We start from the raw sequence: 20,039 nt of genomic DNA on the forward strand, positions 1-20,039 counted from the left end.
CCAGTACTCCCCCACCTCGGAGACCGGGAAGATCACCAAGTCCACCCCCATGGGATCCCTGGACGCCCCCTTCAACCCCCTCTCCCTGGCCATCGGCGCCGAAGCAAGCTTCGTGGCCCGCACCATCGACTCCGACCGCAAACACCTCCAGTCCGTCCTGCGCGCCGCCGCCGACCACCCCGGCACCGCACTGGTGGAGATCTACCAGAACTGCAACATCTTCAACGACGGCGCCTTCGACGCCCTCAAAGACTCCGCGACCGCCCACGAGGCCCTCATCCGCCTCGAACACGGCCAACCCATCCGCTTCGGCACCCCCGCACCCGACGGCCTGGGCTCCAAAGGCGTCATCCGCGACCCCGCGACCGGCGACCTGACCGTCGTGGACACCACCACCACCAACCCCGACCAGATCCTCATCCACGACGCCCACGCCACCAGCCCCACCACCGCCTTCGCCCTGACCCGCCTCGCCGACCCCGACACCCTCCACCACACCCCCATCGGCGTCCTGCGCGACACCACCCGCCCCGTCTACGACACCGACATGGCCGACCAGATCGACCACGCCACCACCCAACAAGGCCCAGGCGACCTCACCACCCTCCTCACCGGCACCGACACCTGGACCGTCACCTGACCCCCTGAGCCGAAAGCAGTGGGGTGCCCTCGCGGGGAGGGCACCCCGCTGCGGGTCCGGCGGGAGGGGATTCAGCCGCGCGCGGCGTCGTACGCCGTCTGGGCCGCGGCCACCGCCGCCACGTGCGACTCGGTCCACGCGGCCAGCGCCCGTACCTTGAGGGCAGCCTCGTGCCCGAGGGCCGTCAGGTCGTAGTCGACGTGCGGCGGTATGACGGGGCGGGCGCGGCGGCGTACGAAGCCGTCCCGCTCCAGGGTCCGCAGTGTCTGCGTCAGCATCTTCTCGCTGACGTCCCCGATGCCGTCGCGCAGTTCGCTGAAGCGCAGGGTGCCGGCGTCGAGGAGGGCGGCGAGCACCAGCACGCCCCAGCGGCTGGTGACGTGTTCGAGAATGGCCCGCTCAGGGCAGCTCACCTTCACGTATGTACCGTACTTCAAGGTCGGTACTTTCCTTTAGTTAGCGTGCCGGTTACGGTGATCACGTCCGACCGCGACACCCGCGTCGGCAAGAACCCCGGGAGAACCACCGTGAGCATCGCCGTCACCGGAGCCACCGGCCACCTCGGCCGCCTCGTCATCGCGGACCTGCTGGAGCGCGGGGTCGCGCCCGCCGGGATCGCCGCCGTCGTGCGGGACGCGGACAAGGCCGCCGACCTCGCCGCGAGCGGGGTGGAGGTACGGGTCGCGGACTACGACCGGCCCGCCAGCTTCAAGAACGCCTTCGCGGCCGGCGACCGCGTCCTGCTGATCTCGGGGAACGAGGTCGGCCGCCGCGTCCCGCAGCACACCGCGGTGGTCGACGCGGCCGCCGAGGCCGGCGTGTCGCTACTGGCCTACACCGGCGTGCTGGGCGGCCCGGCCGCCGACTTCGTCCTCGCCGACGAGCACAAGGCCACCGAGGAGGCCGTCCTGGCGTCCGGGCTGCCGTACGTCTTCCTGCGCAACGGCTGGTACACCGAGGTCTACACCGCGAACCTGCCGGCGGTGCTGGAACACGGCGCCGTGATCGGCAACGCGGGCGACGGGCGGGTCGCGTCGGCCGCGCGGGCGGACTACGCGGCGGCGGCAGCGGCCGTGCTGACCGGCGAGGGCCACGAGAACAAGGCGTACGACCTGAGCGGCGACACCGCCTGGAGCTTCCCCGAATACGCGGCCACCGTCGCCGAACTGTCCGGCCGGGAGGTCGCCTACCACGACGTGAGCGCGGCGGAGCGGCAGGAGATCCTGGTCGGCGTCGGGGTGCCGGCCGACTTCGCCGCGGTGCTGGTCGACGTGGACCGGGCGATCGGTGAGGGCCTGCTGGCCGGCACCAGCGGCGAGATGTCCCGGCTGATCGGCCGCCCGACGACGCCGCTGCGCGAGACGGTCGCGGTGGAGCTGCGGGCGCTGGGCGTGTAGGACCGGGGGCCCGGCGGCCGGTGCGTCAGGACCAATCTGCGGTACGGGCCTGGCAGTGCGGTCGCCGTACCGCTACCGTCGGACTGCCGCCCGTACCCGCACCGCGTACGGCGGCGTGGGAGGACGGCGATGGGCGAGAACCGCGCGGGACTGGTGTACGGCTTCGTGGCCTACGGTTTGTGGGGTCTTTTCCCGCTGTACTGGCCGCTGCTCGAACCCGCGGGCGCGGGCGAGATCCTGGCCCACCGGATGGTGTGGTCGCTGGTGGTGGTCGCCGTCATTCTGCTGGCGCTGCGCCGGTGGGCCTGGGTCACCGAGCTGATACGCCGGCCGCGCCGGCTGGCCCTGATCGCGCTCGCCGCGACCGTGGTGTCGGTGAACTGGGGCATGTACATCTGGGCGGTCAACGCCGGCCATGTCGTGGAGACCTCGCTCGGCTACTTCATCAACCCGCTGGTGACCATCGCGCTGGCGGTCCTGGTGCTGCACGAGCGGCTGCGGCCCGTGCAGTGGGCGGCGGTCGGCATCGGCGCCGCCGCCGTCGCGGTGCTCGCGGTCGGCTACGGCCGGCTGCCCTGGATCGCGCTGACGCTGGCCCTGTCCTTCGGCACCTACGGCCTGGTCAAGAAGAAGGTCGCGATGGGCGGCCTGGAGTCGCTGGCCGCGGAGACCTCCGTGCAGTTCCTGCCGGCCCTCGCCTTCCTGCTCGTCCTCGGCGGCCGCGGCGACTCGACCTTCACCCACCACGGCCCCGGCCACGCCGGACTGCTGGCGCTGTCGGGCCTGGTCACCGCCGTGCCGCTGGTCTGCTTCGGGATGTCGGCCAACCGCCTGCCGCTGTCCACGCTCGGCCTGCTCCAGTACCTGGCGCCGGTCTTCCAGTTCCTGATCGGCGTCCTCCACTTCCACGAGACGATGTCCGCCGAGCAGTGGGTCGGCTTCCTGCTGGTCTGGTCGGCGCTGGCCCTGCTGACGGTCGACGCCCTGCGCAACGCCCGCCGTACGCGGACGGCCGCCGCTCCCCCGGCCCAGGCGCCCGACCCGGCGGCCGCCCGGGCCGGCTCCGCCTGAGGGCTGTGACGGACGGTGGGGCGCCCGCCGGGGGAACGTGCGAGCGGCGGGGTGCGAGCGATCCGTGTGAGGGGGATCGCTTTGACAAGTCATTCGATGCGCGCGCAATATATGCACATGCATGACTTCTCGGGGCGACGGTTCCTCTTCCTCCTCGGCAGCACCCGCACCGGGGGCAACACCGAGACGCTGGCACAGCAGGCGGCGGCGCAGCTGCCGTCCGACGTGGAGCAGCACTGGGTGCGGCTCGCGGAGATGCGGCTGCCGGCCTTCGCCGACGTACGCCACGACGGCGACGGCTCGTACCCGCCGCCCACCGGCCACGCCCGGACACTGCTGGACGCCACGCTCGACGCGACCGACCTGGTCATCGCGTCCCCGCTGTACTGGTACGCCGTCTCGACGCCCACCAAGCAGTACCTCGACCACTGGTCGGGGTGGATGCGCGTGCCCGGCCTCGACTTCCGCGCCCGCATGGCCGGCCGCACCCTGTGGGGCGTCACCGCCCTCTCCGGCGCCGACCACTCCGACGCCGACCCGCTGGTGGGCACCCTCACCAAGACCGCCCGCTACATGCACATGGACTTCCGCGGCGTCCTGCTCGCCAGCGCGACCCGCCCGGGCCAGGTCACCACCGACGAGGACGCGGCCCGGCGCGCGAAGACCTTCTTCACTCCGTGAGCCGCCCCGCGGGCGCGCCCGCCCCGTACGGACACGGGGCCGTACGGGGCGGGCGCCTGGCCGTGGCCACACCTCCCGCACGTCAGGAGAACGTGCAGGTGATGGACCCGTTGGGCAGAGTGATGCCGGTCGTGGTGTTGGCGGTGAAGCCGAACGTGGTCGTGCCGTTCGGCGCGATCGTGCCGTTGTAGGCGGCGTTGGCCACGCTGGCGTTACCGCCGCTGGTGGTCAGGACGCCGTTCCACAGACTGGATATCTGCGTGCCGTCGCCCGGTTTCCAGGTCACCTTCCAGTGGCCCGATGGTGTGGTGCCGTGGTTCATGACCTCGACCGAGGCCTGGAAGCCGCCGCTCCAGGAGTTGATCACCGAATACAGCGCCATGCAGGCGCCGTCGACGGGCGGCATGGACGTGGGGGGCGTGGACGTCGGCGGCTGCGACGTCGGGGGCTGGGAGGTGGGGGGCTGCGACGTCGGCGGCTGCGAGGTGGGCGGCTGGGACGTCGGCGGCTGCGAGGTGGGCGGTGTGGTGGAGCCGTTGTGGATGCCGGTGACCTCGCCGTGGCCGCCGTCGAAGGCGACGTCGGAGCAGGAGAAGAAGTTCTCGTTGCTGTCCGAGCGGACCCACTGGATGAAGATCAGGGCATTGCCGGTACGACCCGCGGGCAGCGCCTGGTCCCAGTAGTAGTGGCCGCCGTCGGTGCCGGGCGTCCCCACCGCGGGCGGGTTGGAGCTGGTCCCGATCGCGTCGAGGTCGGCCCAGGCCAGCGGGGTGGTCGGGGACCAGCCCTGCTTGGTGACGTAGATGTGGAAGGTGCCCGGGTGCGCGGCCCAGTTGCTGTACTGCAGCTGGATCGTCGACCCCGACGTCAGGTGCGTGCGGGGCCAGTCGTCGCGGGCCGCGCTGTAGGCCGAGAAGTCGTACGGCGACTTGTTGCCCGCGCTGCACAGCGTCCCGTCGGGCACGTAACCCGTCGTGCGCCCGCCCGCGTTGGAGTCGAGCACCGCGAACCAGTTGTACAGCGGGGTCGTGCCGCTCTGCGCGACCGCCGCGGCACACGCCGGGTTGGTCGGCACGAGGGCGCCCGTGGACGTCTTGGCGTCCTGGTAGCACAGATACGTCCGCGACCCGGGCGACATGGCGACACCGTGCGCCTGCGCGGAGCCCTGGGTCAGCATGACGATGCCGAACGCCGAGAGCAGCGTGGCGAGGACGGCGATTAAGGAGAGCTGTCTGTTCCTCTTCAAGGTGGTGACCTTTCCGGCGACGCCCCCGAGGCCGTGGGTCCACCGCAGCCGGGTCCTCAGGGGCGAGTGGGGGGAGAAATGTCGCGGGTACGCTTCCCCGAATCATGGGAGCGCTCCCATTCGTGAAGCTAACAGCAGATCAGGGGCGTGTAAACAGCCCGGTCGGCTGGACCTGCCATGCCGCTCCCCGCCGCGCGGCGGCGCGGGCCCGCCGCCGGGCGGACCCGGCCTCGCTACGCCGTGACGTCGCGGGTGGTGAAGCGGGCCCAGGCGGCGGAGCCGAAGACGGCGGCGTAGAGGAACTGCAGGGCGAGGTTCTTGAGGATGCCGGTCCATATGACGGGGGCGCGCATCACGTCGGCGAAGCTCAGCCAGTAGTGCGGGAAGAGGTAGGGCTGCAGGGCGTGGAGCTGAGGGATGTTGTTGATGATCTGGACGGTGATCAGCAGGCCGACCGTGGCGGCCATCGCGCCGATGCCGCTGTCGGTGAGGGTCGAGATGAACAGGCCCAGGGCGGCCAGGCCGATGAGCGAGGACGCGACCAGGAGGGCGATCAGCAGGCCGCGGAGGATGCCGTCGGAGAGGGAGACGGTGTTGCCGGAGAGCAGGGTGACGTCGCCGACCGGGAAGAGGCTGAAGCCGACGACGACCGCGGAGAGCACCACGACGAGGGTGGCGGCGACGCAGAAGGTCAGCACCGAGGCGTACTTGGCGAGCAGCAGGCGGGTGCGGCCGGCCGGGGCGACCAGCAGATAGCGCAGGGTCCCGGTGCTGGCCTCCCCCGCGACGGAGTCCCCGGCCACCACGCCGATCGCCATCGGCAGGAAGAAGGGGAGGGTCGCGGCGAGGGAGGCGAAGGCGAGGAACAGGCCGTTGTTGCTGATCTGTTCGAGGAAGGCCGGCCCGCCGCCGCCGTCGCCCCCGACCGAGTGGCCGCCGCGGGTCTCGATCCTGACCGCGATGCCCACCAGCACAGGCACGCCGGCCAGCACGCCGAGCAGGGCGAGGGTGCGGGCGCGGCGGAAGACGATCAGCAGCTCGGAGCCGAACAGCCCGAGCGACCACGCCGCCCGGGGCGTCCGGGACGCCGGCGGGGCGGGAGCGCGCTCCCGGACCGGCTCCCCCGGGCGGTGCCCGGGGTCGCCGTCGTGCAGGCCTGGGCCCGCGGTGGTCTCAGCCCGCGACATCGAAACCCTCCCCTGTCAGCGCCACGAACGCGTCCTCCAGCGACGCGCGCCGCAGCCCGAAGCCGCGCACCCGCACCCCGGCGGCGACCAGGGCGGCGTTCAGCTCCGCCAGGTCGGGCGGCTCGGCGGGCAGCTCGCCGGTGACCTGGGCGGTGTGCGGGTCGGTGACCAGGTCCGTGACGCCGTGGGCCGCCAGCACCCGGACGGTCTCGACCGGGTCGGGGGTGGTGACCTCAAGGCGGCCGCGGGTGCCCGCGGACAGCTCCGCGACCGGCCCCTGGGTGATCAGCCGGCCGCGGGCCATCACCGCGGCGTGCGTGCAGACCTGCTCGATCTCGTCCAGCAGGTGCGAGGACAGGAAAACGGTGGTCCCGTCGTCCGCCAGCTCTCTGACCAGGGCCCGGATCTCCCGCATGCCCTGCGGGTCCAGGCCGTTGGTCGGCTCGTCCAGCACCAGCAGCTCGCGCGGCTGGAGCAGGGCGGAGGCCAGCCCCAGCCGCTGCTTCATGCCGAGCGAATAGGCCTTCGCCTTCTTCCCCGCCGCCGCGGTCAGCCCGACCCGGTCGAGCGCCGAGCCCACCCTGGCCTTCCTGGTCCGCGGGTCGGCCGTCGGGTCGGCGGCGTCGTAGCGGATCAGGTTGTCCTGGCCGGACAGGAAGCCGTAGAGCGCGGGGCCCTCGATGAGGGCCCCGACCTTCGGCAGCACGCTGCGGGAGGAGCGCGGCATGGGGCGGCCGAGGACGCGGGCGCTGCCCGCGGTCGGCTCGATCAGGCCCATCAGCATCCGGATCGTGGTCGTCTTGCCCGAGCCGTTGGGCCCGAGGAAGCCGAACACGCTGCCGCGCGGCACCTGGAGGTCCAGGCCGTCCACGGCCAGCGTGCCCCGATACTGCTTGGCCAGGCCGCTGGTCTCGATCACCACACCGGGCGTCGGGGCCACCGGTGTCATCGCGCGGCGCTGCTCGCGGCCGCGGTCAGCGCGGACTCGTCGACCGCACCGGCGTATATCGTGCCGTCCTGCGTCAGCAGCACATTGACCAGCCGGGTGTGGAAGAGCGTGCCCGAGCCGAAGGAACCGCTGACCTGCTTGCCGAAGCCGCCGAGCATCGCCGCGGCCCCGCCCTTGCCGTTCTTCTCCGCGCCCGACGGCAGGGCGCCCTTGCCGTGGAAGACCGCGACGGTGTCCCAGCCGGACCCGACGGAGCTGTCGGCACCGAGGCCGGACATCGCGTCGGGCGCCGCGCCCTTGCGGGAGGTGTCCTGCTGCTCGGTCACCTTGGCGCCCTTGGGCGGGGTGAAGGTGAAGGTGCTCGCGGCGGGCTTGCCGAAGCTGACCTTGGTGTAGCCGATCTCGACGGCCGCCTTGCCCTTGCCCTTGGGCTGGAGGGTGAACTTCAGCGGCACGCCGGTGGTGGAATCGACCGCGATCCTGATCGAGTCGACCGTCGTGGCCGACGCGTGCTGAGGGCGGATCAGCAGCTCGTACGCACTGCGTCCGGCCACCCTGGCCGTGCCGTCCGCGGTGATCGAGGCGGTGCCGTCGGCCGCCTTGAGGATCTGCCGGGCGGCGGCCTGCGGGGTCGCGGGGAAGGCCTCGGCGCCCGGCTGCCGCCGCGTGTCGGCCTTTCCTGTCACGGCCCCCCGGGCGGGCAGCGTGGCGTGATACGCCTCGTTGGACGAGCTGTCGTACGCCCACAGCTGCGAGCCGTCGTGGATGACGCTGTACTCGGCGGCGGGCTCGATGATCGAGACCTTCTGGCGGTCCTGGCCGTCCGCCGCGACATGCAGGGTGTGGGTGCCGAGGAGCAACTGGGTGAACTGCCGCTGCGGGTCGGCCTGGGAGCCGCCGCGCGAGCCGAACGACGGCGGCGCGACGGCGCCGCCGAACAGGCTGCTCCCGCTGCCGCCCGTCAGGACGGACGGCAGGCCCAGGTCGGTGCTGATCTTGACCGTGCCGTCCACGGTCTGGGTGTCGGATGCGGCGATCTTGGTGATGATCTGCTCGGCGGTGAGCGACGGCAGGGACGGGTCGCCGCTGTCCGCGAGCGCGGGGACCAGTCCGATGGTCGCCGCGGTCACGCCCACGACCGCTGCCGGGACGGCATAGCGCAGCGCCTTGCGCTTCCGCCGCCCTCCCTCGGGCTCACTCGCCTCCGGCTGTGCCGGTTGGATCAGTGCCATTACGTCTTTACCTCCGTCGTCAGCGGCGGTTCGCTGTACTGCACTCGTCCACTCCCCAGGCCATTGTCGCCCGGTCCGCCCCGAAGTGGTGTGTCTCCATCCCACCAAATCGGCCACCGCGCCACATCAGCCCCCGGGGTCAACTCCGTGTACACCTGCGGGATGACGGTCCGGCGTCCCGTACACGATCAGGAGTACCGACCCCTGACGCCGTCTCAGGGTCGGGCGGCAGCCGGGACGGAGCAGGCCGGGCGGCAGGCAGCGCGGGCCGGGAAGGCCGACGGGGGGGCCGAGACGGGCCGGCGGACCACGGCAGGCGGCTCAGCCCGCCCGGTGCACCACGGCGTCGCACAGCCCGGCCAGCGCCTGCTTGGCGGGCCCTTCGGGCAGCGGCGCCAGGGCGGTCCGCGCCTCCTCGGCGTAGCGCAGCGAGTCGCGGCGGGCCTGTTCGAGCGCCGGGTGGGCCCGCAGCAGGCTGAGTGCCTCGGCGTGCAAGCGGTCGTCGGTGAGGTCGCCGTCGAGCAGTTCGATCAGCCGCCGGTCGTCGGCCGAGACGGCGCCGCCGGCCTGTGCGTACTGCTTGCGCACGTGCAGCACCGGCAGCGTCGGGATGCCCTCGCGCAGGTCGGTGCCCGGGGTCTTGCCCGACTCGTGGCTGTCGCTGGCGATGTCCAGGACGTCGTCGGCGAGTTGGAAGGCGATGCCGATGCGTTCGCCGTACTGGGTCAGGGTGTGCACCACCGACTCGTCCGCGCCCGACATCATCGCGCCGAACCGCCCGGAGACCGCCATCAGGGAGCTGGTCTTGCCGGCCAGCACCTCCAGGTAGTGGTCCAGCGGGTCGCGGCCGTCGCGCGGGCCGACCGTCTCCAGGATCTGGCCGGTGACCAGCCGTTCGAAGGACTCGGCCTGGACCCGGACCGCCTCGGGTCCGAGGTCGGCCAGGATGTGCGAGGCGCGGGAGAAGAGGAAGTCGCCGGTCAGCACCGCGACCGAGTTGCCCCAGCGGGTGTTGGCGCTGGGCACGCCGCGGCGGGCGTCGGCCTCGTCCATGACGTCGTCGTGGTAAAGCGTGGCCAGGTGGGTGAGTTCGACGACCACCGCGGCCGGCACCACGCGGGGCGCGAAGGGGTCGCCGAACTGGGCGCCGAGCATCACCAGGAGTGGCCGGAAGCGCTTACCGCCGGCCTGCAGCAGGTGCCTGGCGGCGTCGGTGATGAAGGGGACGTCGCTCTTGGTGGCCTCGATCAGGCCCTCTTCCACCGCCGCGAGTCCGGCGCCGATGTCGGCGTCCAGAGCGGGGTCCCACACGCTCAGCCCGAAGGGTGGCCCGACGACGTTCACGAGGGGTGCTCCTGTCGCTGATCTGGCTTCTGGCGGGGTTCTGGAACGGCGCTTCGCGGGCGGCTCCGCTGGCGCTGACGTGGTGCTCGGCTCTTCTTGCGTACACGGGCAGCGTAGCCGGTCGACTGTGGATCACCGCCGGGGCATCGCCCTATGCGGGGCGGCGGGCGGACCGCGCCCGGCGCGATGGGCGAGGTCGCACCGGACGGCGTATCCGGCGCCGTACGGGAGGCCGTGCACCGTCGGTCCACGTATGATCCATATCGCGGTGTTTCAGGGTGCTATGACCGGCCCGTCAGGTGGACACCGGGTGCCGTTCGTCTGACCGGCGAACGTTCATCGACACGTAAGACCGTCCGATCGCACAGCCGAATAAAATCGCCGCAGCAACATGTGACATGTCCTCGCATCGGGGTAGATCCCCACGGGAAAAAAATCCCAGGGGGAATCAAACGCCGACGAAAATCGATGAGATCGATGAGGAGGTGGATCGATGACAGCCGACCTGCTGGAGGACGAGGCAGAGGCGCATGTGCGCGGTGTCTGCTTCAAGACCGGGCCGCCGGCCCGGACCGGGGTGGAACTGGAGTGGTTGGTGCATGACCGCTCCGATCCCCGCACGCTGATAACCGCCGACCGGCTGGACGCGGCACTCGCGCCGGTCGAAGTGCCCGGGGCGATCCCCCGGGGCAGCAGAATGACCCGCGAACCGGGTGGCCAGGTGGAACTGAGTTCCCCGCCCGCCGGTTCGCTCACCGAATGCGTCGAGGCGATGGCCGCCGATCTCGCGGCCCTGCGCGCGGCCATGGACCGGGCCGACCTGGTCCTGACCGGCTTCGGCCTCGACCCCTACCGCAACCCCCCGAGGCTCCTGGACCATCCCCGCTACGCGGCGATGGAGGGCTTCTTCGACCGCGAAGGCCCCTGGGGCCGCACCATGATGCGCCGCACGGCCTCGCTGCAGATCAACCTGGACAGCGGGGACGACTCCGCGGGGATCACCGGATACCGGCAGCGCTGGGAGCTGGCGCACCGGATCGGCCCGGTCCTGGTGGCGGCGTTCGCGAACTCCCCGCTCAGCGAAGGGCGCCCCACCGGCTGGGTCTCCACCCGGCAGGCGACCTGGGCCGCGATGGACCCCGGCCGTACGCGGCAGCCCGACCACGACCCCGATCCGCGCTCCGCGTGGGCGCGCTACGCCCTGGACGCGCGGGTGCTGTGCATACGCGGCGACGAGGCCGCGACGGCCGGGGGCAAGGAGGCCGACTGGACCGCACCCCCCGGCCTGACGTTCCGCGACTGGCTGCGCGGCGCGGCGCACGGGCTGCGCCGGCCGACGGTCGCCGACCTCGACTACCACCTCAGTACGCTCTTCCCCCCGGTCAGGCCACGCGGCTGGCTGGAACTGCGGATGATCGACGCCCAGGACGGCGACGCCTGGGTGGTACCGACCGCGCTCACGGCGACCCTCCTGGACGATCCGGTCGCCGCCGATGCCGCACTCGCGGCGACGGAAGCGCTCTGCCTGGACGGGCAGCCGCTTCCGCCCGCCGACGTCTGGCGGCGAGCCGCCCGGATCGGCCCGGCCGACCCGGACATCGGCAAGGCCGTGGGTGCCTGCTTCACCGCCGTGGAGAGCGCACTGGCGCGCTCGGACAGTCCCGCGGCACTGCGAGCGGCGGTCGCCGCCTTCGCCGAGCGCTACGCAGAGCGTGGCCGATGTCCCGCACACGACCAGTTGGACGCGCTGTCCCGCGTCTGACCTTCCGGAAGGTATGTCGTGACAAACCCCCGCACCACCAGTACCAGCAGGACGGCCCAGGCCGCGGCCACTTCCGCCGCAGGGGCCACTTCCGCCGCTCCGGCCCCGCAGGGCTCGGCCCAGGCCCCGCCCGTCCGGGCGCTCGCCGCCCTGGAGGCCGCCAGGCGGCGCACCGAACTGCTCACCGACAGCGTCGACGAGCACGACCTGACCGCGCAGCACTCCCCCCTGATGTCCCCGCTGGTGTGGGACCTCGCGCACATCGGCAACCAGGAGGAGCTGTGGCTGGTCCGTGAGGCCGGCGGTCGCCCCGGACTGCGCCCCGACCTCGACCACGTCTACGACGCGTTCAGGACGCCGCGTGCCGACCGCCCCGCCCTGCCGCTGCTCGGCCCGGCCGAGGCCCGTGCGTATCTTGCCGCGGTGCGCGAGCAGACCGCGGAGGTGCTGGAGAGCGTCGACACCGGCCCCGACCAGCCGGAGCGCCTGCTCGCCGACGCCTTCGTCTTCGGCATGCTCGCCCAGCACGAGCAGCAGCACGACGAGACGATGCTCGCCACCCATCAGCTCCGCGTCGGGCCGCCGGTCCTCGACGCGCCCGAGCCGCCGCCCGCGCCCGCCGACGTGGCCCTCCTGCCGCGCGAGGTGCACATACCCGGCGGAGCCTTCACCATGGGCACCAGCACCGAGCCCTGGGCGCTGGACAACGAACTGCCCGCGCACAGCGTCGAGGTGCCCGGCTTCTGGCTGGACACGGTGCCGGTCACCAACGGCGCCTACGCCGAATTCATCGCCGCCGGCGGCTACGACGAGCCGGCCTGGTGGGCGCCGGAGGGCTGGCGGCACGTGCGCGAGGCGGGCCTGGTCGCGCCGCTGTTCTGGGACCGCGACGGCGAGGGCTGGACGCGCCGCCGCTTCGGCCGCACCGAGCCCGTACCGGCGGACGAACCGGTGCTGCACGTGTGCTGGTACGAGGCCGACGCCTACGCCCGCTGGGCGGGCCGCAGGCTGCCCACGGAGGCCGAGTGGGAGAAGGCGGCCAGGCACGACCCGGCCACCGGCCGCTCCCGCCGCTACCCGTGGGGCGACGCGGACCCGGGGCCCGAGCACGCCAACCTCGGCCAGCGCCACCTCCGCCCCGCTCCCGCCGGCAGTTACCCGGCGGGTGCCGCGCCCAGCGGCGCCCGGCAGCTCGTCGGCGACGTGTGGGAATGGACCGCGTCCGACTTCGCCCCCTACCCCGGCTTCGCCGCCTTCCCTTACAAGGAATACTCCGACGTCTTCTTCGGCCCCGACTACAAGGTGCTGCGCGGCGGCGCCTTCGGGGTCGCCCCGGTGGCGGCCCGCAGCACCTTCCGCAACTGGGACTACCCGATCCGCCGGCAGATCTTCGCCGGATTCCGCACCGCGCGCGACGAGGAGACCCCCGGCGGCGGCCCCGGCCCGGCCCGTGGCGGCGGGCGCGGCTGATGTGCCGCCACCTCGCCTACGTGGGGCCGCCGCTGACGCTCGACCGGCTGCTCGTCAGGCCCGCGCACGGCCTGTACGAGCAGTCGTGGCAGCCGCGGCGGCAGCGCCACGGCACGGTGAACGCCGACGGTTTCGGTGTCGGCTGGTATCCGCTCGGCCCAGCACCCGACGGGGCGCCCGGCACGGGCGACGCCGACGACGCCGGCTTCCCGCAGCCGGTGCGCTACCGGCGGGCCGTGCCCGTATGGGCGGACGCCAACTTCGCCGAACTGGCCCCGGCAATACGCAGCGGCGCGGTCCTTGCCGCGGTGCGGTCGGCGACCGCGGGGACCACGCAGGACGAGTCGGCCGCCGCACCCTTCAAGGACGGGCGCTGGCTGTTCAGCCACAACGGCGCCGTCCGGGACTGGACGCGGCTGCCCACCGGCCTGACCGAGGCGGAACTGCTCGGCCTGGAGGCCCACTGCGACTCGGCGGCGCTGTGGGCGATGCTCACCGCGCTGCTGCGGCAGGGCCAGCCGCCCGGCGGCGCGCTGGCGTCGGTCGCACGCCGGGTCGCCGCCGCCCGCCCGGACGCGCGGCTCAACTTCCTGCTCACCGACGGCCGCACGATCGCCGCCACCGCCTGGGGCGACACCCTCTGGTACCGCACCGGCCCGGGTGCGGCCCTGGTCGCCTCCGAGCCGGACGAGGAGCCTCCCGCGCCGCACACGGCCGACCAGGCGCCAGGGCTCGGCGAATGGCGGGAAGTCCCCGACCGTTCGCTGCTGCTGGCCACCACCGCAGGAGTACGGATCATCCCGCTGCGCCCCCCGGGGGCCGCCGACCGCAAGGAGCGACACCGCATGGCCGAGAGCCGCTTCACCCTCGACGACCGGCTGCCCGCCGGCTACTTCACCGACTCGCTGCACGACGACGTCCGCAAGGGCCTGAGCGAACCGCCCCGTACATTGCCGCCGAAATGGTTCTACGACAAGCGCGGCAGCGACCTGTTCGAGGAGATCACGCGGCTGCCCGAGTACTACCCGACCCGCGCCGAGCAGGAGATCCTGACCCGCCGCGCGCCCGAGATCGCCGCGATCACCCGGGCGAGCACCCTGATCGAGCTGGGTTCAGGATCGTCCCGCAAGACCCGGCTGCTGCTCGACGCGCTCACCGCGGGCGGCAGCCTGGTCCGCTACGCGCCCCTGGACGTGAGCGGCGCGGCACTGGCGGAGGCGGGCGAGGCGATCTGCGGCGACTACCCGGGCCTCACCGTCACCGCGACCGTCGCCGACTTCGAGGGCGGGCTGCCGCTCTCGGACGAGCCGGGGCCGCGCCTGCTGGCCTTCCTCGGCAGCACCATCGGCAATTTCGACGCCGACCAGCGCCGCGCCTTCTACCGCACCCTGGCGCTCGCGCTGAGCAGCGACGACGTGCTGCTGCTCGGCGCCGACCTGGTCAAGGACCCGGACGTCCTGGTCCGCGCCTACGACGACGCGCAGGGCGTCACCGCCGAGTTCAACAAGAACGTCCTGTACGTGCTCAACCGCGAGCTGGGCGCCGACTTCGACCCCGAGGCCTTCGACCACGTCGCCGTGTGGAATGCCGAGGAGGAACGCATCGAGATGCGGCTGCGCTCCCGTATCGCGCAGAGCGTCAAGATCCCCGACCTCGACCTGAACCTGGAACTCGCCGAGGGCGAGGACCTGCGCACCGAGCTTTCCTGCAAATTCCGCCGCGAGTCGCTGACGGCGGAGCTGCACGAGGGCGGCTTCACCGTCCGCCAGTGGTGGACCGACCCCGGCGGGCGCTTCGCCCTGCTGCTGGCGGTGCCCAACTAGGAGCCCGACCCAGGTGCAGCCCGGATACGCACCGCGGGGTGCGGGTCGAGGAACGACCCGCACCCCGCGGTGCACCCGGAGCGGTACGGCTAGCGCACGAAGACGCCCGCCTTGTCGGCGAGGTCGAGGAAATACTGCGGGGCCAGGCCGAGGACCAGGGTGACGGCGACGCCCACCGCGATGGCCGTGGAGGTCATCACGGACGGGACCGCGACGGTCGGGCCGTCGGCCTTCGGCTCGCTGAAGAACATCAGCACGATCACCCGGATGTAGAAGAACGCGGCGATCGCCGAGGAGATCACGCCGACGATCACCAGCGGCATCGCGCCGCCGCCGGCCGCGGCCTTGAAGACGGCGAACTTCCCCGCGAAGCCGGAGGTGAGCGGGATGCCCGCGAAGGCCAGCAGGAAGACCGCGAAGACCGCGGCGACCAGCGGGGAGCGGCGGCCGAGTCCGGCCCAGCGGGACAGGTGGGTGGCCTCGCCGCCGGCGTCGCGGACCAGGGTGACGACGGCGAAGGCACCGAGGGTCACGAAGGAGTAGGCCGCCAGGTAGAAGAGCACCGAGGAGATGCCGTCGGGGGTGGTGGCGATGACGCCGGCGAGGATGAAGCCGGCGTGGGCGATGGACGAGTAGGCCAGCAGCCGCTTGACGTCGGTCTGGGTGACCGCGATGACCGCGCCGGCGAGCATCGTGATGATCGCGACGCCCCACATGACGGGGCGCCAGTCCCACCGCATGCCCGGCAGGACGACGTAGAGCAGCCGCAGCAGCGCACCGAAGGCAGCGACCTTGGTGGCGGACGCCATGAAGCCGGTGACCGGTGTGGGGGCGCCCTGGTAGACGTCGGGCGTCCACATGTGGAAGGGCACCGCGCCGACCTTGAAGAGCAGGCCCATCGTGACCATGGCGAGGCCGATGAGCAGCAGCGCGTCGTTGCCGGTGGTCGAGGCCAGGGCCGGGTTCATCGGGGCGGTGCCGTCGATGACCGCGGAGATGCCCGAGTACGAGACGGTGCCCGCGTACCCGTACAGCAGCGCGATGCCGAACAGCAGGAAGGCCGAGGAGAAGGCGCCGAGCAGGAAGTACTTGACGGCGGCTTCCTGGGACATCAGGCGGTTGCGGCGGGCCAGCGCGCACAGGATGTACAGCGGCAGCGAGAAGACCTCAAGGGCCACGAAGAGCGTCAGCAGGTCGTTGGCGGCCGGGAAGACGAGCATGCCGCCGACGGCGAACATCAGCAGCGGGAAGACCTCGGTGCTGGTGAAGCCGGCCCTGACGGCGGCCTTCTCCTGGTCGCTGCCGGGGACGGCGGAGCCCTGCGCGGCGAAGGAGTCGACCCGGTTGCCGTGGGCCCGCTGGTCGAGCCGCCGCTCGGCGAAGGTGAAGATCGCCACGAAGCCGACCAGCAGGATGGTGCCCTGCAGGAAGAGCGCGGGCCCGTCCACGGCGACCGCCCCCATGGCCGCGATGTGCGCCTTGGTGGTGCCGTAGCCCTTGTCGGCGAGCGCGACGATCGCGGCGAAGGCCGCCGCGAGGCCGACCGCGGCCACGCCGACCTGGGCGGTGTAGCGGGACCTGCGCGGCAGGAAGGCCTCGACCAGCACGCCGAGTGCCGCGGCCGCGAAGACGATCAGGACCGGGGACAGCTGGGCGTACTCGATGTGCGGGGTCGGGAACTTGTCGGCGACTGGCGCCGCCGTTGTCCACAGGCTGTGGACGGAGGATGCGCTCACTTCTTCGCCTCCAGCGCGGGCTTGGGGTCGGTCTTGTGCACGTCGGAGAGCGTGTGGTTCACCGACGGGTTGACGATGTCGGTGACCGGCTTGGGGTAGACGCCCAGGAAGAGCAGCAGGGCGATCAGCGGGGTGACCACCAGCAGTTCACGGGCCTTCAGGTCGGACATGCCCTCGATGCCGGCCTTGACCGGGCCGGTCATCGTGCGCTGGTAGAGCACCAGCACGTAGAGCGCGGCCAGCACGATGCCCAGCGTCGCGATGATGCCGAGCACCGGGTAGCGGCTGAAGGTGCCGACCAGGACCAGGAACTCGCTGACGAAGGGCGCGAGCCCCGGGAGCGACAGGGTGGCCAGGCCGCCGATCAGGAAGGTGCCGGCCAGCACCGGGGCGACCTTCTGCACACCGCCGAAGTCGGCGATGAGCCGGGAGCCGCGCCGGGTGATCAGGAAGCCGGCGACCAGCAGCAGCGCCGCGGTCGAGATGCCGTGGTTGACCATGTAGAGCGTGGCGCCGGACTGGCCCTGGCTGGTCATCGCGAAGATGCCCAGGATGATGAAGCCGAAGTGCGACACGGACGCGTACGCGATCAGCCGCTTGATGTCGCGCTGGCCGACCGCGAGCAGGGCGCCGTAGATGATGCTGATCACCGCGAGCACCAGGATCACCGGGGTCGCCCACTTGGACGCCTCGGGGAAGAGCTGGAGGCAGAAGCGCAGCATCGCGAAGGTGCCGACCTTGTCGACCACCGCGGTGATCAGGACGGCGACCGGGGCGGTCGACTCGCCCATCGCGTTGGGCAGCCAGGTGTGCAGCGGCCACAGCGGGGCCTTCACCGCGAAGGCGAAGAAGAAGCCGAGGAAGAGCCAGCGCTCGGTGGAGGTCTCGATGTGCAGCTTGCCGGACGCCCGCGCCGAGAGGATCTCCTGGAGCGAGAAGGTGCCGGTGCCCAGCTGGTGCGCGGTCACGGTGTAGAGGCCGATGACCGCGGCCAGCATGATCAGGCCGCCGGCGAGGTTGTAGAGCAGGAACTTGACGGCCGCGTACGACCGCTGGCGGGCCGCCTCCTCCTCGCCCGCCGCGTGCGCGCGGTCGCCGAAGCCGCCGATGAGGAAGTACACCGGGATGAGCATGGCTTCGAAGAAGATGTAGAAGAGGAAGACGTCGGTGGCCTCGAAGGACAGCACCACCATCGCCTCGACCAGCAGGATCAGCGCGAAGAAGCCCTGCGTCGGCCGCCAGCGCCGGTTGGGGTTGACGTCTTCCAGCGGGTCGGCGTCGTGCCAGCCGGCCAGCATCACGAACGGGATCAGCAGCGCGGTCAGCGCGACCATCACCGCCGCGATGCCGTCCACGCCGAGCTCGTAGCGCAGCCCGAAGTCCTTGATCCAGGCGTGCGACTCGGTCAGCTGGTAGCGGTTGCCGCCCGGGTCGAACCTGACCAGGACGACGGCGGCGAGCACCAGGGTCGCGAGTGAGAAGAGCAGCGCCGTGTACTTGGCGGCGGTTCGCTGCGCCGCCGGGACCGCGGCGGTGACCACCGCGCCCACGGCGGGCACCGCGGCGGTCACGGTGAGCAGGGGAAAGGACATGATCAGACCGCCCTCATGAGAAGAGTCGCGGCGACCAGCACCGCGGTGCCGCCGAGCATCGAGACGGCGTACGAGCGGACGTAGCCGTTCTGCAGCCTGCGGAGCCGGCCGGACAGGCCGCCCACGGAGGCGGCGGTGCCGTTGACGACGCCGTCGACCAGGGAGTGGTCGAGGTAGACGAGCGAGCGGGTGAGGTGTTCACCGCCGCGGACCAGGACGACGTGGTTGAAGTCGTCCTGGAGCAGGTCGCGCCGGGCCGCCCGGGTGAGCAGCGAGCCGCGCGGGGCCAGGCTGGGGACGGGCCTGCGGCCGTACATCAGCCAGGCGATGCCGACGCCGACGACCAGGACCGCCATGGTGGCGGCCGTGACCGTGCCCGCGCTGACCGGCGAGTCGCCCTCGGAGTGCCCGGTGACCGGCTCCAGCCAGTGCACGAAGCGCGAGTTGAGGCTGAAGAAGGCGCCGGCGAACACCGAGCCGAAAGCCAGGATGATCATGGGAATGGTCATCGAGGACGGCGACTCGTGCGGGTGCGGCTCGTGGCCCTCCGCGTCCGGGACCCAGCGCTTCTCGCCGAAGAAGGTCATCAGCATCACGCGGGTCATGTAGAAGGCGGTGATCGCCGCGCCCAGCAGGCCCGCGCCGCCCAGGATCCAGCCCTCGGTGCCGCCCTTGGCGAAGGCGGCCTCGATGATCTTGTCCTTGGAGAAGAAGCCGGACAGGCCGGGGAAGCCGATGATCGCCAGGTAGCCCAGGCCGAAGGTGACGAAGGTGATCGGCATGTACTTGCGCAGGCCGCCGTAGCGGCGCATGTCGACCTCGTCGTTCATGCCGTGCATGACCGAGCCGGCGCCGAGGAAGAGCCCGGCCTTGAAGAAGCCGTGCGTGACCAGGTGCATGATCGCGAAGACGTAGCCGATCGGGCCGAGCCCGGCCGCCATGATCATGTAGCCGATCTGCGACATCGTCGAGCCGGCCAGCGCCTTCTTGATGTCGTCCTTCGCGCAACCGACGATCGCACCGAAGAGCAGCGTGACCGCGCCGACGGTGACCACCGCGGTCTGCGCGTCGGGCGCCGCGTTGAAGATGGCCCCCGAGCGGGTGATCAGGTAGACGCCGGCGGTCACCATGGTCGCCGCGTGGATGAGGGCCGAGACCGGGGTCGGGCCCTCCATCGCGTCGCCGAGCCAGGACTGCAGCGGCACCTGCGCCGACTTGCCGCATGCGGCGAGCAGCAGCATGAAGCCGATGCCGGTGATGGTGGCGTGCTGCGTCGTCGACGCCTGCTGCGCCTGCGGCAGCACCTGGTTGAAGGCGAAGGACCCGAAGGTGGTGAACATCAGCATGATCGCCACCGACAGGCCGATGTCGCCGACCCGGTTGACGATGAAGGCCTTCTTCGCCGCGGTCGCCGCGCTGGGCTTGTGCTGCCAGAAGCCGATCAGCAGGTACGACGCCAGGCCGACCCCCTCCCAGCCGGCGTACAGCAGGAAGTAGTTGTCGGCCACGACCAGCAGCAGCATCGCCGCGAGGAAGAGGTTGAGGTAGCCGAAGAAGCGGCGGCGGCGCTCGTCGTGCGCCATGTAGCCGATCGAGTAGATGTGGATCAGCGTGCCCACACCGGTGATCAGCAGCACGAACGTCATGGACAGCTGGTCCAGCTGGAAGCCGACGTCGGCCTGGAAGCCGCCGACGGGCACCCAGGTGAACAGGTGCGAGGTCAGGGTCCGCGCGTCGGCGTCCTTGCCCAGCATGTCGGCGAAGAGGACCACGCCGAACACGAAGGACAGCAGCGCCAGCAGCGTGCCGATCCAGTGGCCGACGCGGTCGAGCCGCTTGCCGCCGGTCAGCAGGACGCCCGCGCCGAGCAGCGGCGCCGCGACGAGCAGTCCGATCAGGGTTTCCACTT

General features: G+C 71.9%; 15 protein-coding genes and 2 pseudogenes. 8 read left to right on the forward strand and 9 right to left on the reverse strand.

Annotated elements, in window-relative coordinates; genetic code table 11:
• Positions 1-640: pseudogene (locus BUE44_RS28580) on the forward strand (2-oxoacid:ferredoxin oxidoreductase subunit beta); the annotation flags it as partial.
• A gap of 71 nt (positions 641-711) precedes the next feature.
• Here BUE44_RS28580 and BUE44_RS28585 read toward each other — a convergent pair.
• Positions 712-1,077: a winged helix-turn-helix transcriptional regulator gene (locus BUE44_RS28585; protein WP_073501914.1), complete on the reverse strand. Its 366-nt coding sequence runs from the start codon at positions 1,075-1,077 to the stop codon at positions 712-714.
• A gap of 90 nt (positions 1,078-1,167) precedes the next feature.
• Here BUE44_RS28585 and BUE44_RS28590 point away from each other — a divergent pair, with 90 nt between their 5' ends.
• From BUE44_RS28590 to BUE44_RS28600, 3 genes are all read left to right on the forward strand, one after another.
• Positions 1,168-2,037, forward strand: a complete 870-nt coding sequence (locus BUE44_RS28590; RefSeq protein ID WP_073501994.1) for an SDR family oxidoreductase — start codon at positions 1,168-1,170, stop codon at positions 2,035-2,037.
• Between the two features lie 129 nt (positions 2,038-2,166).
• A complete protein-coding gene (rarD, locus tag BUE44_RS28595; protein WP_073501915.1) occupies positions 2,167-3,108 on the forward strand; it encodes an EamA family transporter RarD in 942 nt (313 codons plus the stop codon).
• 117 nt (positions 3,109-3,225) lie between these two features.
• Entirely contained in the window at positions 3,226-3,789 is a 564-nt protein-coding gene (locus BUE44_RS28600; RefSeq protein WP_073501995.1) for a flavodoxin family protein, read from the forward strand.
• Positions 3,790-3,871: 82 nt separating this feature from the next.
• Here the strand turns inward: BUE44_RS28600 and BUE44_RS28605 are convergent, their stop codons facing one another.
• The 5 genes from BUE44_RS28605 to BUE44_RS28625 form a co-directional block, all read right to left on the reverse strand.
• Complete coding sequence (locus BUE44_RS28605) at positions 3,872-4,966, reverse strand: lytic polysaccharide monooxygenase (protein WP_079190176.1); 1,095 nt, start codon at positions 4,964-4,966, stop codon at positions 3,872-3,874.
• A gap of 302 nt (positions 4,967-5,268) precedes the next feature.
• Positions 5,269-6,222 (reverse strand): ABC transporter permease, encoded by a 954-nt coding sequence (locus BUE44_RS28610; RefSeq protein ID WP_079190166.1) that lies wholly within the window; start codon positions 6,220-6,222, stop codon positions 5,269-5,271.
• Positions 6,209-7,171 carry an ABC transporter ATP-binding protein gene (locus BUE44_RS28615; protein WP_073501917.1) on the reverse strand — a complete coding sequence of 321 codons (963 nt, stop codon included), beginning with the start codon at positions 7,169-7,171 and terminating at the stop codon, positions 6,209-6,211. The genes BUE44_RS28610 and BUE44_RS28615 overlap by 14 nt, the downstream gene beginning before the upstream one ends.
• Positions 7,168-8,403, reverse strand: coding sequence for a LolA family protein (locus tag BUE44_RS28620; RefSeq protein WP_073501918.1), 1,236 nt, complete (start codon positions 8,401-8,403; stop codon positions 7,168-7,170). Before BUE44_RS28620 ends, BUE44_RS28615 begins: the two co-directional genes overlap by 4 nt.
• A gap of 321 nt (positions 8,404-8,724) precedes the next feature.
• Complete coding sequence (locus tag BUE44_RS28625; RefSeq protein WP_073501919.1) at positions 8,725-9,747, reverse strand: polyprenyl synthetase family protein; 1,023 nt, start codon at positions 9,745-9,747, stop codon at positions 8,725-8,727.
• Positions 9,748-10,240: 493 nt separating this feature from the next.
• Here BUE44_RS28625 and egtA point away from each other — a divergent pair, with 493 nt between their 5' ends.
• From egtA to egtD, 4 genes and pseudogenes are all read left to right on the forward strand, one after another.
• Entirely contained in the window at positions 10,241-11,509 is a 1,269-nt protein-coding gene (gene egtA, locus BUE44_RS28630; protein WP_073501920.1) for an ergothioneine biosynthesis glutamate--cysteine ligase EgtA, read from the forward strand.
• A 150-nt stretch (positions 11,510-11,659) separates the two neighbouring features.
• Positions 11,660-12,979: an ergothioneine biosynthesis protein EgtB gene (gene egtB / locus BUE44_RS28635; RefSeq protein WP_235002564.1), complete on the forward strand. Its 1,320-nt coding sequence runs from the start codon at positions 11,660-11,662 to the stop codon at positions 12,977-12,979.
• Positions 12,979-13,725 (forward strand): annotated as a pseudogene (gene egtC / locus BUE44_RS38885) (ergothioneine biosynthesis protein EgtC); the annotation flags it as partial. The gene egtB and the pseudogene egtC, both read left to right, overlap by 1 nt.
• Before the next feature lie 99 nt (positions 13,726-13,824).
• Positions 13,825-14,802, forward strand: coding sequence for an L-histidine N(alpha)-methyltransferase (gene egtD, locus BUE44_RS38890; protein ID WP_073501997.1), 978 nt, complete (start codon positions 13,825-13,827; stop codon positions 14,800-14,802).
• An 89-nt stretch (positions 14,803-14,891) separates the two neighbouring features.
• Here the strand turns inward: egtD and nuoN are convergent, their stop codons facing one another.
• From nuoN to nuoL, 3 genes are read right to left on the reverse strand one after another with little or no spacing between them, the layout of a single operon-like run.
• Positions 14,892-16,538 (reverse strand): NADH-quinone oxidoreductase subunit NuoN, encoded by a 1,647-nt coding sequence (gene nuoN, locus BUE44_RS28650; protein WP_073501922.1) that lies wholly within the window; start codon positions 16,536-16,538, stop codon positions 14,892-14,894.
• Positions 16,535-18,130, reverse strand: coding sequence for an NADH-quinone oxidoreductase subunit M (locus tag BUE44_RS28655; protein ID WP_073501923.1), 1,596 nt, complete (start codon positions 18,128-18,130; stop codon positions 16,535-16,537). The genes nuoN and BUE44_RS28655 overlap by 4 nt, the downstream gene beginning before the upstream one ends.
• A 2-nt stretch (positions 18,131-18,132) precedes the next feature.
• On the reverse strand, positions 18,133-20,037 hold the full coding sequence (nuoL, locus tag BUE44_RS28660) for an NADH-quinone oxidoreductase subunit L (protein WP_073501924.1): 1,905 nt from the start codon (positions 20,035-20,037) through the stop codon (positions 18,133-18,135).
• Positions 20,038-20,039: the final 2 nt, after the last annotated feature.

The sequence above is a fragment of the Actinacidiphila paucisporea genome (genome assembly GCF_900142575.1).
Classification (GTDB): Bacteria; Actinomycetota; Actinomycetes; order Streptomycetales; family Streptomycetaceae; genus Actinacidiphila; species Actinacidiphila paucisporea.